The organism is Nostoc sp. C117 (genome assembly GCF_043099735.1).
Taxonomy (GTDB): Bacteria; Cyanobacteriota; Cyanobacteriia; order Cyanobacteriales; family Nostocaceae; genus Nostoc.
The window spans coordinates 2756806-2772311 of sequence record NZ_CP170991.1 but is presented as its reverse complement, the minus strand read 5'-3'; the positions used below and the strand labels follow the sequence as shown (position 1 = coordinate 2772311).

12 protein-coding genes are annotated in these 15506 nt (G+C 42.6%); 11 read left to right on the top strand and 1 reads right to left on the bottom strand.

Annotated features, from left to right (window positions below):
• Nucleotides 1-80: 80 nt before the first annotated feature.
• Nucleotides 81-1229 (bottom strand): FMNH2-dependent alkanesulfonate monooxygenase, encoded by a 1149-nt coding sequence (gene ssuD, locus ACFG4S_RS12470; protein ID WP_392535099.1) that lies wholly within the window; start codon nt 1227-1229, stop codon nt 81-83.
• Nucleotides 1230-2290: 1061 nt separating this feature from the next.
• Between ssuD and ACFG4S_RS12465 the strand changes: the two genes are divergently transcribed.
• From ACFG4S_RS12465 to ACFG4S_RS12415, 11 genes are all read left to right on the top strand, one after another.
• Nucleotides 2291-4093, top strand: coding sequence for an iron uptake porin (locus ACFG4S_RS12465; RefSeq protein WP_392535098.1), 1803 nt, complete (start codon nt 2291-2293; stop codon nt 4091-4093).
• A gap of 487 nt (nt 4094-4580) precedes the next feature.
• Nucleotides 4581-6224, top strand: coding sequence for an FAD-dependent oxidoreductase (locus ACFG4S_RS12460; protein WP_392535097.1), 1644 nt, complete (start codon nt 4581-4583; stop codon nt 6222-6224).
• The gene (locus ACFG4S_RS12455) at nt 6221-6550 is read left to right on the top strand and encodes a 4Fe-4S binding protein (RefSeq protein WP_392535096.1); all 330 of its coding nucleotides are present in this window, start codon (nt 6221-6223) and stop codon (nt 6548-6550) included. The genes ACFG4S_RS12460 and ACFG4S_RS12455 overlap by 4 nt, the downstream gene beginning before the upstream one ends.
• Nucleotides 6551-6907: 357 nt before the next feature.
• Nucleotides 6908-7984 (top strand): ABC transporter substrate-binding protein, encoded by a 1077-nt coding sequence (locus ACFG4S_RS12450; protein ID WP_392535095.1) that lies wholly within the window; start codon nt 6908-6910, stop codon nt 7982-7984.
• Between the two features lie 277 nt (nt 7985-8261).
• On the top strand, nt 8262-9443 hold the full coding sequence (locus ACFG4S_RS12445) for an acyl-CoA dehydrogenase family protein (RefSeq protein WP_392535094.1): 1182 nt from the start codon (nt 8262-8264) through the stop codon (nt 9441-9443).
• A gap of 88 nt (nt 9444-9531) precedes the next feature.
• Nucleotides 9532-10353: a class I SAM-dependent methyltransferase gene (locus tag ACFG4S_RS12440; RefSeq protein WP_392535093.1), complete on the top strand. Its 822-nt coding sequence runs from the start codon at nt 9532-9534 to the stop codon at nt 10351-10353.
• 239 nt (nt 10354-10592) lie between these two features.
• The gene (locus ACFG4S_RS12435) at nt 10593-11687 is read left to right on the top strand and encodes an aliphatic sulfonate ABC transporter substrate-binding protein (protein WP_392535092.1); all 1095 of its coding nucleotides are present in this window, start codon (nt 10593-10595) and stop codon (nt 11685-11687) included.
• 467 nt (nt 11688-12154) lie between these two features.
• Nucleotides 12155-13102 (top strand): zinc-binding dehydrogenase, encoded by a 948-nt coding sequence (locus ACFG4S_RS12430; RefSeq protein ID WP_392535091.1) that lies wholly within the window; start codon nt 12155-12157, stop codon nt 13100-13102.
• A 104-nt stretch (nt 13103-13206) separates the two neighbouring features.
• Nucleotides 13207-13572, top strand: coding sequence for an Inorganic pyrophosphatase (locus tag ACFG4S_RS12425; RefSeq protein WP_392535090.1), 366 nt, complete (start codon nt 13207-13209; stop codon nt 13570-13572).
• Between the two features lie 54 nt (nt 13573-13626).
• On the top strand, nt 13627-14427 hold the full coding sequence (locus ACFG4S_RS12420; RefSeq protein WP_392535089.1) for an SDR family oxidoreductase: 801 nt from the start codon (nt 13627-13629) through the stop codon (nt 14425-14427).
• Nucleotides 14428-14506: 79 nt separating this feature from the next.
• Complete coding sequence (locus tag ACFG4S_RS12415; RefSeq protein WP_392535088.1) at nt 14507-15421, top strand: TauD/TfdA dioxygenase family protein; 915 nt, start codon at nt 14507-14509, stop codon at nt 15419-15421.
• The last annotated feature ends 85 nt before the right edge of the window (nt 15422-15506 follow it).

Genomic DNA, 15506 nt, shown 5'->3' with positions numbered 1-15506 from the left:
TAATTTTTGAATCTTAGATTTGAGATTTAGTATTTTTAATTAATCCCAAATCCAAAATCTAAAATCTAAAATTGGCATATTCATGACGCACTTGTTAGTTGTTTAGCAAATTTTTCATTGGTGGCTATTTCGCTAAAATGACTCAAGGCTTGTGGTATTTGGGGTGTAGGTTGGTTATGTAAAGGTAGACGAGGAAATAATAATTCAGCAGTGCGATAGGCTTCTTCTAAATGCGGATATCCAGAAAAAACGAAGGTTTCTATGCCCAGTTCTTGATATTCCAGCATCCTAGCGGTAATAGTATCGGGATCTCCAACTAAAGCAGTACCAGCACCACCCCGCACCAATCCAATTCCTGTCCATAAGTTGGGGCTAATTTCTAGGGCTTGCCGTGAGCCATTATGTAGTTGACTCATGCGCCGTTGTCCTTCAGAATCAGAACTAGCCAACTCTTTTTGAGCTGTGGCGATCGCTTTTTCATCCACATACTTAATTAACTCATTGGCTGCATCCCAAGCCGCAGACTCGGTTTCTCGCACAATTAGGTGCATACGAATGCCAAAACGTACTGTTCTGCCTTGTTCTGCCGCCAATCGCCGAACTTCAGCAATTTTTTGTGCAACTTGCTGTGGAGGTTCTCCCCAAGTTAGATAAACATCTATATGTTTAGCTGCAACCCGTTTGGCAGCAGCAGATGAACCACCAAACCACAACGGTGGATGAGGGTGTTGAACTGGTGGGAATAGGAGTTTACCACCTTTGATGTCTAGATAGTTTCCTTTAAAATCAACTGTTTCCCCACTGACGATACCCCGCCAAACACTTAAGAATTCATCGGTTAAATCATAGCGATCGTCATGACTAAGATGCAAACCATCCCCAGCCAGTTGCACAGGATCTCCACCTGTGACGACGTTAATTAACAATCTGCCTTTAGAAATGCGATCGAATGTTGCTGCCATCCTTGCTGCGGCACCAGGAGAAGTGATTCCTGGGCGAATTGCCACAAGAAATTTCATCTGCTTGGTGACAGATATGAAAGCCGCAGCAGTAATCCAAGCATCTTCACAAGAAGACCCTGTGGGTAGCAATGCCCCTGTGTAGCCTAAATTATCTACAGCTTGGGCAATTTGCTGCAAATAATCGGGTGTGGCAACACGAGAGCCAATATCTGTGCCTAAATAGCGCCCGTCACGAGATCCAGTAGGAATAAACCAAAGAATTTGCATGTTTTTCAGGGTAGGAGGCTGTAAAATTACGTTTTTCCGACCGACTTACCGTAGTTTATAGGTGAAATTCTACCCGATATTACGTAAAAATCAACCCTAATTTAACTATTAGTAAAAAATATCTGCTTAGCCAACTAACTTTTTGGTCAGCAGCTGTGGCTAGATCATTGGTAATGATGAATTATTTTGCCACTATTCTGGTAAAAATGACTGTATTGAAAAACACAACTTTGTACTTATAAAACCACAGTTTGAAGTTGCATAAATTGATCAGATCGCTAGAAAGCCGCAAAGATATAGGACTCCTATTTGATTTTTGAGCAACAATTAGTACTTATGTATTCGTTTTTTCCCCTCTTTCCCCAACCCTATCCACACGACTAAATTCAGGAATCAAACCGGATTTCTATATAAACTTCCTATCTGGGGCGATCGCAGTTAGTTGACTTGACTTAGCCAAGGATAACTTTGACATATTTTTGCCCGATGTAGAATCACTAGGTCTTGCATTGTACCAAGCTCTATGCAAAGATAATTCTACCTAAAATCCGATAAGTCGATAGATTTACCGGGTTTAGTTAATAATTGATGCTGTCAAAATATAGCTGATTACAATTTAGTGTTTTCAGCTGATATTAATTGGCAAATAATAACTTGAATCAAAATCAAGCTTTAGTCAATGTCAGTAGTCATTGCTCAACTTTGTACAGCATAACAAATAAAAACTGCATTAGTATGTCTCAGAAGTGTAAGTTCAGATAGCGTAGCTTTAATTTCCCTTAAACAGAGTGCAGTTTTTACCAAGGCAGTAATTATCTCATAGAAGAGGTTAATAATATCCTTACAAGCAGCAAAAATCATAATTTACTGCGACTTTTGGATTGTACATTCAACTGCTTAGTACTGGTTAAGATATTTCTCAGAAATTCGTAATTTTTTTGCTGAGTATAATCTTTGCTAAGTTAACTATCCAAGTGTTTAGCAGAAACAATTTCTTGAGGGTTACTCTGTCAATTGTAGAGCTAGTTTATTCATTTTTTAGGTTGAGGAGTGAAGGAGTCATGTCGAATTTTCGCTGGAATTATAGATCTATACTATTCCTGCTTTCATTACTAGATATTTTAGCTATCCTGGTTTTTTATCCAATAAAAAGTCAGGCTGAACTGCCTAAATCTGATGTATCTACTGTAGAAGTGAAGAAACCTCCAGAAGCAGTTGTCAATCAAACAGTAGAAACTTCAATTCCCCCTCTAACTAGTAAAAAGGCTAGAAATCCAGAACGAGTCACACCTGTTTCGCAATTGTTGGAAGTTGCGCCAGTGACTAATAAAAAAACTACAAATAATTCAGCGGAACAAGTAACATCTGTTTCGCAACTCTCAGATGTTAAACCCACAGATTGGGCATTTCAAGCATTACAGTCTTTAGTGGAGCGCTACGGTGTAATTGCTGGATATACAGATGAAACATTTAAAGGAAATCGTTCCCTAACGCGGTATGAATTTGCTGCTGGGTTGAATGCAGCTTTAGATCGCCTCAATGAACTAATAGCGACTTCAACGACAGATTTAGTCAAACGGGAAGACTTGGATACCATCAAAAAGCTACAAGAACAATTTTCTCCAGAACTCGCTCAACTTCGGGGACGCTTAGATAGCTTGGAAATGCGAACTGCGAAGCTTGAATCAACTCAATTTACAACCACAACCAAACTTGTAGGTAGAACCCAGATTGTTTTTAGCTCACTTTTAGCGGGCAATAATGTCGTCACGAAAACACCTGCACCTCGCAATATCACACTTCAAGGCTCAACTTCTTTACGATTAAACACCAGTTTTAACGGCAAAGATTCACTAGGTATAACACTGTCAGGTGGAAATATTGGCTCGTTGGGACAAACAAGAACTGGATTATTGGGAACTTATGAGGGGAGAACTGCTGATAACTCCAGTATTACTTTTGCACCCAACACTATTACTCTTGGTGGTGTTCGCTATCGGTTTCTAGCTACTCCAAATACCCAAGTCAACATTTATGCTCTGTCTGATGGAGCTAGTGAAATCGGCCTTTCTGGTCCCATTAACCCATATTTTGAATCGTCTTCTGCAACTGGCGCTAATGGGATTTCACGATTTTCCCGGCGGTCTTTGGTCTATAACTATGGAGATAGCGGTCCGGGAATCGCCATACTCCAGGGATTAGGCAAACAACTTCAATTCGGGATAGCCTACAGCGCACCAAATGGTAACAATCCCACACCTAATAATGGTTTATTTACAGGTAGGTATTTAGCTTTGGCACAGTTAATATACTACTCTTCTAATAAGAATTTGCGGTTGGCTGCAACTTACGTCAATACCTATAGCCCACCAAATACCATAGGTTTTAGTGGAACAAATTTCGGTCCAGCAGTGGGGAGTAACTTGGTAAATAGCACTGTGGCTGGAGTCGGAACTGTAGCCAATCTTTATGGACTACAGGCCTTCTATCAAGTTAATTCTAGGTTAGCAATCAATGGGTGGGTAAGTTATGGAGTACACCGCTATTTGGGGCGCGGAGATGCAAACGCTATGGATTGGGCGGTAGGACTGGCGTTCCCGGATCTTTTTAGTGAAGGTGCTTTAGGAGGGGTTTTAGTTGGTATGGAGCCGAAACTCACTAGGCTCAGTCCAAATGTAGATTTGGGAGCAGGTGCGGGACAAGCAGACAAAGATACCTCTTTGCACGTTGAGGCATTTTACCAATATAAAATCGGAGATAATATCGAGGTAACGCCGGGTTTAATCTGGATTACTGCACCAGACTCTAATAGCAGTAATCCTGATAGTTTATTTGCTTGGGTTCGTACTGTCTTCAGATTTTAAGCTACGTATGAGGATGATCTGAGCCAGTTGTACAACTCTGGCTCAGTATTCTCGATTTGCTACTAACAAGGCATAAACTTATTTAAAAAGCAAGTCTCTTTTTATGGGCACTAAAGCTTAGTTTACATAACTTTATGTTTGAATTTATTTGTTAAAGTACTTGCTTTTTGTCAGAAATTGTGGAAAGCTTTATTATAGTTAAACTACGGTTAATCAATCGAGATAAAGTAGTTTTGTGGCCGAATCTGCTAACAACGTAGATAAAGGAGCCACAAATTCAGACCATATAGAAGGCTCTCAAATAGATACTAGTTCGCCAAGGAAACTTGGCGGGGTAAAGGGTAAGGGGAAAAGGGAAAAGGTTTTAATTCCTTCCCCCAACCCAGTCCCTTTTTCCCAGTCCAAACCTAGCAATTTTGGGTTGGCAGACTACTAGGCAAATGGATTTCTGAATAGTGTGCGGCATCGATGGGGGGAAATATTTTAGATGCTGAAGACGTTAACAACTGATTTTGAACTTGACCTCCAAGTAGATGTCTTGGTAATTGGAGGTGGGCCGGCTGGAACTTGGGCGGCTTGGAGTGCTGCATCAAGTGGAGCTAGAGTTGTCCTGGTAGACAAAGGATATTGTGGTACGACTGGATGCACTGCTGCATCTGGAAATGGTGTGTGGTACGTGCCACCCGATCCAGAAGCACGGGAAACAGCGAAAGCGAGTCGGGAATCATTGGGTGGGTTTTTAGCCGATCGCCATTGGATGGATCGGGTACTGAATCAGACCTATGTAAACGTCAATCAGTTGGCAGAATGGGGTTATCCTTTTCCCACTGACGATGAAGGCAAACCCTATCGGCGATCGCTCCAAGGGCCTGAGTATATGCGGCTGATGCGGCGGCAAATACAACGGTCAGGAGTGAAGATTTTAGATAACAGCCCGGCCTTAGAACTACTGGTTGATGACGATGGTGCTGTTGCTGGTGCATCAGGTGTGAATCGTCAGACTGGTAGTAAATGGATAGTGCGATCGCAATCCACAATTATTGCTACAGGCGGCTGTGCGTTTCTCAGTAAAGCGTTAGGATGCAACGTCCTGACAGGGGATGGTTATTTAATGGCTGCTGAAGCAGGTGCCGAGATGTCGGGTATGGAGTTTTCCAACGCCTATGGCATCTCCCCAGCTTTTTCTTCAGTCACTAAAACCCTGTTTTATAATTGGGCGACGTTCACTTACGAAGATGGTAGTGTGATTCCGGGGGCAAGTTCTCATAGACGTTCAGTAATTGCCCAGACATTATTGCAACAGCCAGTTTACGCCATCATCGACAAAGCGGCTGAATCAATGCGGGCATCCATGCGTTTAGCGCAACCCAACTTCTTTTTACCCTTTGATCGTGCAGGGATCGATCCATTTACTCAACGTTTCCCTGTGACTCTACGTCTAGAGGGAACTGTGCGCGGTACAGGCGGGATTCGGATTGTAGATGATAGCTGTGCTACCTCTGTACGGGGACTCTACGCGGCTGGAGATGCCGCCACACGGGAACTGATTTGTGGCGGATTTACTGGTGGTGGTAGCCATAATGCGGCTTGGGCAATATCTTCTGGCTATTGGTCAGGTCAATCGGCTGCTGAATATGCTCGCAGCTTGGGAGAAAATAAAACTCAACGCCGAGTTCAGGGTGTTGGAGAGGTAGGATTACAGAGTGGGAGCGTAGCTTGCCGCCGAAGGCATCGCTCTCAATCCTTGGCAACTGATGAAGTTATTCAGGCAGTTCAAGCTGAAGTATTTCCCTACGAAAAGAACTATTTCCGTACAGAAAAAGGCTTAACGGAATCTTTGAGTAAGTTAAATCATCTTTGGCAAGAAATCCGCAAGAGTCAAGTAACATCAGATAAAGAGCTTGTTCGAGCGCGAGAAGCAGCGGCAATGGTAGCCACAGCACGGTGGATGTACAGCAGTGCCATTGAACGTAAAGAAACTCGTGGTATGCACAAACATCTAGACTATCCAGAACAAGATGCTAACCAGCAACATTACCTGATTAGTGGGGGATTAGATCGAGTCTGGGTGAAAACTCAGCCTTTACACAGTACAGAAAAGTCACAATCTAAAATAGGGGTGGCAGTGTGATTGAGTTGGTCAGCGAGTCGCGGTGCATAAAATGTAATATCTGCGTCAACATTTGCCCCACAAACGTGTTTGAACGTGTACCTGATGCGCCGCCCACCATTGCCCGACAGAGTGACTGTCAAACCTGTTATATGTGCGAATTGTATTGTCCAGTTGATGCTCTTTATGTTGCACCAGAAAGCGACATCCAGACTTCAGTCAACGAGGTAGAATTGGCAGAAGTAGGGCTACTGGGTAGTTACCGTGAAAACATTGGTTGGGGACATAAACGCACACCAACAGCAAAAACGGATCGAACATTCCAAATTTTGAAGCTGATGAAATAGTAACGCGATGTGGAACTTATCCTTAGAACCCAACTTCCATTCCTCTCCCTCACAGGGCTACGGTGTACACACAAGTCTTTCTCAACGCAATTGTCGGTTTATCGGAGTAGCACCAAAAAACCTCACCCTGGTTATGCTATGCAAAACCTGTCCCTCTCCTTACTAAGGAGAGGGATGTCCGCCAGGACAGGGTGAGGTTTTTCAAGGATTTTGGCTAATCGCATGATTTGCGTGTACACCGTAGCCCACAGTCCGAGAGGCTTTGATTCTTGCTCCCCAACGCTAGTAGGGAAGGAGTTGGGGGTTAGATCTGAGAGAAAGTATAGTACGGCGGAGAAAAGAGTATGTATGTTGTCGATGTCTGACGACAAGACGCTTGGCGTCTACGCAATAGGAACAAGTTCTATCAGTAAAAATAAACTTCCTTCAAGATTATCAACCTCAGTTGCTTGTGTCCTATTGCTACTAACTACAGCATGTAGCCGAGGCGAAACTAAATCTGCTCAATCCATTGAGGCGATTAATGCCAATAGTGCTAGCCCCGTAGCTGCATCTAACAACATTTCTACCGTGCGTATAGGCTATGTAGGTAGTTCAGAACCTACAGGGCCACTTGGTTGGGCAAAGAAAAAGGGAATATTAGAGCGGGAGTTGCAAAAAACGGGATTTAAAGACGTTACTTTTGCCAGGTTTCCTAACGGCCCGGATCTCAATGAAGCGCTTGTCGCAGGTCAATTAGATGTTGGTTCTTTAGGGGATACACCAGCCATCGTTCTGAGAGCTAGGGGTCAGGAAACTCGACTCTTGCGAATTACCCAATTTAATACAACCGCTTGGTTAGTGGCGAAAAAGAACGGCGCGCGATCGCTTTCTGAACTTAAAGGTCAGAAAATAGCTACCCAAAAAGGTTCTTATATGCATCGATACCTCCTAGGTCTGTTAGCTGAAGCCAAAATTGCCAAAGATGTAAAAGTTGTCCACTTGATGAGTACTGAGGCAAAAGCGGCTTTAGAACGTGGTGATGTAGCAGCTTATGCAACTTCAAGTGATATGGGGCCTTTTCTCAAATCCCAAGGGTTTCCAGTGATTGATTCTTCGGCAAATCATCATGGTTTGTCAGGCACATCATTAATCGTAGCAACCGAAAAATTTCTGGTTAAACAGCCTGATTTTCCACAGAAGTTTAATGCAATTCTTACAGAAGCAGCCAAGGATTTAAAAGCCCATCCTGAAGAATATTATCAGTACCATGCCCAAACTACTAAATATCCCCTCAATATCATCAAAGTATCTTTACCACTCAAACAAATATCAGAAGAACCATTACCACCTGAAGGTGTAAAACTTTTAGAGGGGACAAAGAAATTTTTAGTTTCGCAGGGTTTAGCAAAATCGGACTTTAAATTAACAGATTGGGTTGCTGAAAAAAAATAGGCAGTGGGGAGAAATAAATTCAAAATTAAACAACCCATACCTCCTTTTTTCCAATGCCAAATGCCCGATTTTTACAACGTTCCATGTTCCATTTCCTCTGTTTATTTGTAGGGTGAGTATTGCTCACTCTACATTTCTCCTAAATTCTACGTCTAATACCAAATTGGGAAAATTATGTCTTGTTTTACCTTCACAAAGCAACAGATTTAAAACTAGTTGTATTAATAAGCATTTTTCTCTGTTTACCTTAATGACGAATTACCAAGGATGATTTTTTATGGTGCTAGATATTACTAAACCAAAAGATTACATTGACGTAGCAGTTTCTTTATCAAAGGAACTTGCACAATCCGCAGTTGAACGGGATGCTAAAGCCGGAGTTCCAGAAGAGGAAATTAATAAACTGCGTCAAACTGGTTTGTTACCACTGATTGTCCCTAAGCAATATGGTGGGATTGGTGCAACTTGGATTGATGCCTTAAAAATTGTGAGAAAATTGTCAAAAGCTGATGGTTCAATTGGTCAATTATATGGTAACCATCTGAATTTGACGGCTTTGGGTCATGTTTCTGGCACACCAGCCCAAAAGGAAAAATATTATCGGGAAACTGCTCAGAAAAACTTATTTTGGGCGAATGCTATTAATACGCGGGATACTAGGCTGAAAATTAATCCAGAAGGTGATAATTTTCGTGTTAATGGTGTTAAAAGTTTTGGTACAGGAATTTCACTTGCAGATTTTCGGGTATTTTCCGCTTTGGAAGATGGTGTAGAATTGCCGTTCATATTCATAATTCCCAAAGATAGAGAAGGGTTAATTTCTAATCAGGATTGGGACAACATTGGGCAACGTCGCACTGATAGCAGTAGTTATACATTTAATAATGTCCTAGTAAAGAACGATGAGATTTTAGGACCACCCAATCCTTCTGATAGTGCCTTCTCAACTTTTCTTGGTATTATTGCCCAACTAACAAAAACCAACGTTTATCTCGGAATTATTAAAGGAGCCTTTGCCGCTGCTCGTGAGTACACTAAAACAACTACTCAACCGTGGATTACATCAGGAGTAGATAGTGCTACTCAAGACCCATATATTCTGCATCATTACGGGGACTTTTGGATTGAAATCCAAGGTGCGATCGCCCTAGCTGACAAAGCAGCCGAGAAAGTACAAGCAGCCTGGGAAAAAGATGTAGAACTGACTTATCAAGAGAGAGGAGAAGTAGCGATCGCAGTTTCCGCAGCCAAGGCATTAGCCACCCGTGTCAGTATAGATATTACCAACCGCATTTTTGAAGTTACAGGAACTCGCGCCACTGCAACCAAATATGGATTTGACCGTTACTGGCGAGATTTGCGAACCTTTACCCTGCACGATCCCGTGGATTATAAATTGCGAGCGATCGGCGATTGGGTACTTAACGATCAACTACCTGTTATTACCCAATATTCTTAGCGCATTGGGCATGTTACTAATTCTTATCCCTCACTCCCCATAGACGCGATGAATCGCGTCTCTACAAAATCTAAAATCCAAAATTGATATGACTCAATTAAAAACACTTCCTACTTACGACCCAAGTTTATTTGAGGGAGCCGCTGAGGCCTACGCTCAATATAGAACCAAATACCCACCTGTTGTATTCGACAAACTAACCGAAATATTTAATCTCAATGGTCAAGGACGACTCCTGGATTTGGGTACTGGTCCAGGATTAATTTCAATTCCTTTGCGAACTAAGTTTGAAGAAGTTGTGGCGATCGATCCCGATCCTGACATGATTGCAGAAGCTAAACGACAAGCAGAAGCGATCGGAGCAAATAATATTACTTGGTTACAACAAGGAGCAGAGTTAATTGACTCTAGTTTAGGAACATTTAAGTTAGCGACTATTGGTAGAGCCTTCCATTGGATGGAACGCGAATTAGTGCTTGAGCGCCTTTATGGATTGCTTACTGATGATGGTGGAATAGCACTGCTCAATACTGGTGACAACCCTTGGGAAAGCAATCTACCTTGGAAACAAGCTGCTGTTGGAGTCGTGAAAAAATGGTTAGGCAATGAGCGGCGGACTGGACAACGAGGACAAGGCACTCGTAAGCCAGTCGATCCTCCCCATGAAGTCGTAATTGCCAATTCCGCTTTTGCTCGTCAAGAAGTCTATGAAGTACCGTTTGAAAAAGCTTGGACTGTCGATAGCTATCTTGGCTACTTATATACCACAGCCTTCTCTCTCAAGATTTTCTATGGTAATAATGCTCCAGCATTTGAAGCGGATCTCAAAGAAGCATTACTAGCAGTTGAACCCTCTGGACATTTTACAGAAGAACTCAAAGCTACAATCTTAGTTGTTTGGAAGAACTAGCACCGCTACCTTTTTCAACCTTTGACTAGCACGAATCTGTAGTGGCTTCTTCTCACTTCATTTCCTAGTTTTCCACCTCATGATTCTTCAACTCAAGTTCCTCGAGTCGTTACAGAGTGGGGTCATACCCACTCTACTTTCTACATTTTAATTAGTTTAATTTGACATAACTTTTTGCTTCTTTCATTCGCAATTAATCATTCATTTTCCCCATATTTAGGAGAATAAACAAATAACCTATGTCAGGTTTAAAAGCAAAGTTTGAATTTAGTAAAAACCACAAAGCAACACGTCGTTCCTTGTTGTTTGCTTTTGGCTACTGCTTAATACTATCCACAGCATTATCGAGTTGTAGTGAAGCGAAAAATAACACTCAACAGTCCGCAGCTACCCCTAATTTAGTAGCTTCATCTAGCACTACAGAGAAGCAATTAGTACGGATTGTACGTTCAAAACAACTCACTGGTCTGGCAGTCTTAGAAAAGCAGGGGTCTTTAGACAAACGATTAGAACCTCTGGGTTTTAAGGTACAGTGGTCTGAGTTTGCGGCTGGACCACAACAGCTAGAAGCCTTGAATGCAAACGGACTTGATATCGCCTCTACAGCTGAGTCACCTCCTGTATTTTCACAAGCGGCAGGAGCGCCACTTGTTTATTTAGCTACTACACGCCCAAGTGGTAAATCAATTTCACTTTTAGTTCCTACAAACTCTCCGATTAAAAGTGTTAATGACTTGAAAGGTAAAAAAGTGGCTTTCCAAAAAGCCTCCATAGGTCACTACCTTTTAGTTAAAGCATTAGAAAAAGCAGGACTAAAACTAAGCGATGTCCAATCAATTTTTCTCCCACCGCCAGACGCTAATGTGGCTTTTAGTCAAAACAAAGTAGATGCTTGGTTTATTTGGGAGCCATTCGCTACCAGAAATGTACAAAACAAAGTAGGTCGTGTTTTGGTCGATGGGGGTGAGTTGCGAGATACTGGCAACTTTTACTCAACCTCACGTCAGTTTTATCAGACACATCCTGATGTAATTAAAGCATTTCTAGAAGAACTACAAAAAGCAGAAATCTGGACTAAGGATCATCCCAAAGAAGTAGCACAACTACTTGCGCCTGTAACTCAGCTAGACCCACCTACTCTAGAAATTATGCATAAAAAATATGACTATGGGTTGGTATCAATTACTGAGAAAACTATTACCAAGCAACAAGAGGTTGCAGACAAATGGTACAGCCTTGGACTGATACCAAAGAAGGTGGATGTGAAAGTTGGGTTTTTGACACCTGAAGAATACGCTAAGATTACTCCTTCTGAGGTTTTAGCTAACAAGTAGTTAAGCTGTTACTCATAAAATTAGTATATTTACCTGATGACTGATGACTAATGACTGATGACTGATGACTGAAAACCCGTCAACAGTCAACAGTTAACGAGCCAATAGAGTGTTTATATACTTTAGATGTGGATCAGCTTATCCACAATAAGAGACTAAAACGTAGAAAAAATTCTGCATACTTCGACTTTAACGAAGTTAAAATCACTCTGATTGATGCTTTGTGATGATGAAACAAATCTTTTCATCAGATGCTTGATTCTTCTAGTTTTCTGTGATAATTTTCTTTTTAAATCCATAAACTACAACATGCTTATCGATTTACCGTAGTTTATTGGATATCATTAACATTAGTTGCAGGAATTTAAACTAAAAGAAAGAATAGCTAATCTATCGAGACGATCTATTGCAGGCCGTACATTGCCAAGCAATGATCTAGAAATTAACCTCTAAGCTAGGGGAACCTGATGAGCAAAATACGCGCTGTGATTGTTGATCCGAATGTGCCAGGGCGTTTGGCACTGAGTGAAGTGACTGCACCAAAGTCTGCTTCAAATGAAGCTCTAGTCCGGGTAGCGGCGATTTCCCTGAATCGGGGAGAAGTCAGACGTTCAACTACTGCTGAGGCTGGTTGGCAGCCTGGTTGGGACTTGGCTGGTGTAATCGAAACCCCTGCCATTGATGGGTCGGGGTTTCCTGAAGGAACGCGTGTAGTTGGCTTGCGCCGCACTGGTGCTTGGGCAGAACTTGTGTCTGTTCCCACCAATGCCTTAGCAGAATTACCGCCATCAGTGTCCTTTGCTCAAGCTGCCACATTGCCTGTAGCGGGTTTAACTGCGTACCATGCTCTGCTAAAAGGCGGTTCACTTTTAAGTCGTTCAGTTTTAGTTACAGGTGCATCAGGAGGTGTTGGTTACTTTGCTATCCAATTGGCGCAACTATCAGGAGCGCACGTGGTGGCACACATTCGTCAAGCTGGCAATGAGACTCTAGTAAGAGAAGCAGGGGCACAATCGGTAGTGATTGGTGAAGATCTCTCATTGGCAAGCGAATATGGTCCTTACGATCTAATTATCGAGTCAGTGGGTGGTAAGACTTTGGGTATAGCTCTTGGCTTACTAGCTCAGGATGGAAAAACTGTGCTGTATGGAGTATCTGGGGGATCTGAAGTCACCTTTAACGCTGGCCAATTTTTCGGGACTGGTAGCGTGAGTCTGTATGGCTTACTTCTGTTCGATGAACTAAGATTTGAATCAGCAGCAGTCGGTTTAAAACGGCTTTTGAATCTAGTAGAAGCAGGTAAGTTGCGTCCTCAGATTTCTTTAGAAGCTTCTTGGACACAAATAGCTGATGTAGCGCAAAAATTACTCGACAGGAGTTTTCCTGGCAAAGCTGTGTTGCACATTTCAAACTAATTCGTAATGATGCTCGATAGTGTGCGATCGCACACCGTCTCGTAAAGAACCGTCTGACTCGCTCTCCGTGGCGCTATCGAGCGTCACGAGCGTCATTATCAACTATGAATTATGCTGACTTTTGGTTCAAACTAGATCGGCTTGTAGCTGCTAGTAATCTCAAGATAGATCGGCCAAAAGGATCGTTACATCCACGTTATTCATCCTTTGTTTATCCGCTGGATTATGGATATTTGGAAGATACTCGATCTGGAGATAAATCTGATATTGATGTCTGGATCGGAAGCTTGTCTAGTAGAACAATTACCGCTGTTATCTGTAGTGTTGACTTAGAAAAGCGGGATACAGAAATCAAGATACTTCTGGGTTGTACATCTGAGGAAAGCCAAGTCATCTTGGATATTCACAATACAGGTTCTCAATCCGCAATATTATTGGTTCGCGCCGAGGTTGTTGTAGTTGGCGCTTAACAATCAATAGTTAACCAGCTTACAAATAAATGACATTTTTGAGCGTAATTTCGTATGAGCTTAGAGCTAAAACTATCAGGTAAAACAGCGATCGTTACAGGAGGAAGTGCCGGGATTGGCTTAGCAACTGCCAAAGCTTTGTATAGTGAGGGTGTGAATGTAGCGATCGCCGCTCGTAACCCAGAACGACTAGAAAATGCAGTAGCTGCCATCCAGTCCCTACCAACTCCTGGCGCTAAAGTTATTGCCATCAGCGCCGATCTGACTAAAGCAGAGGATGTTGAGAAAGTTGTTTCCACAACCTTGACCCAATTTAATCAGATTGATATCTTGATTAACAATGCAGGTTCAGCCCGTGCTGGATCTTTCCTAGAATCCACTGATGATTTATTTTTGGATGCTTGGAACTTAAAATTATTGGGCTATATCCGCTTAGTTAGAGCCGTCGTCCCCCATCAAAAAAGTCGCGGTGATGGGCGGATTGTCAATATAGTCGGTGGTGCAGGACGTACTCCTCGCCCTAACTTCCTAGCTGGTGGCACAAGCAATGCTGCTTTGCTGAACTTCACAAAGGGCATTTCTAAAGAGCTAGCCGAGTATAAGATTCGCATTAACGCTATCTCCCCTGGTGCTACAGCTACTGAACGTGCCGAGACTTTGGCTCGGCAAAATGCCCAAGCACAAGGGATTACCGTCGAGCAAGTGAAGGCACAAAATATCCAGAGTATTCCTTTAAAAAGAATCGCCCAGCCAGAAGAAATTGCCGCACTGGCGCTATTTTTGGTGTCCGATCTTGCTGCATCAATTACAGGAACAGAGATTATCGTTGATGGCGGATCTACCCCTGGTGTTTAACAGTAGAGACGCGATGAATTAGACGCGATAAATCGCGTCTCTACTTTTGTAAAAACATAAACTTCTTGGAGATAAAAACATGAGTTCTCAATACTTTGATATCAAACCAATTGCAGGTCGCATCGGTGCCAAAATTATCGGTCTGGATCTGAGTACTCGCCTGAGCGATGAAATCATTAGCGATATTCGCAAGACTTTAGTCAAATACAAAGTGATCTTTTTCCGCAATCAACATCAACTTGATGCTGATGGACAGGTCGCTTTTGCTCGTCGTTTCGGTGAACTCACTACAGCCCATCCCACCGTACCATCGCTTCCAGAAAATCCAGAAGTCTTAGACTTGAATTATGGCCGTACCACTTCCCGCGCTAATAACTGGCATACCGATGTAACGTTTGTAGATCGTCCTCCTCTGGGTTCTATCTTGCGATCGCTTGTTATACCCCCAAGTGGTGGTGATACAATCTGGGCAAACTCTGTAACTGCTTACCAGGATTTACCTACACATCTGCGTAATCTTGCAGATCAACTTTGGGCAGTACATAGTAATGCCTACGACTATGCAACTGGATTCGATCTACCTGAAGATGTCAAGGCTTATCGGGCTGTCTTCACCTCGACTGTATACGAGACTCTGCACCCAGTTGTACGCATTCATCCCGAATCTGGAGAGCGTGGGCTATTCATCGGTGGATTTGTTCGGCAGTTGCGTGGACTATCAACAACTGAATCAGACGACATTCTTCGACTGTTGCAAGCATACGTAACACGTCCGGAAAACACAGTCCGGTGGCGTTGGCAAGTTGGTGATGTGGCTTTTTGGGACAACCGAGCTACTCAACACTATGCGATCGCAGATTACGGCGATCAACCCCGTCATGTTCAAAGAGTAACAATCGTCGGTGATGTTCCAGTTGGGATCGATGGAAAACAGAGTGAGGCCATCAAAGGAGACTCATCTATCTACAACAAACGCGTGGCTGTTGCTGCATAATTAAGTATTCAATCATATTGGATAGTGGTCTGTAGCAAAATTTTTGAGAGGTTTGTAGTAAGCACTTTAGTGCTTAAAAAATCAA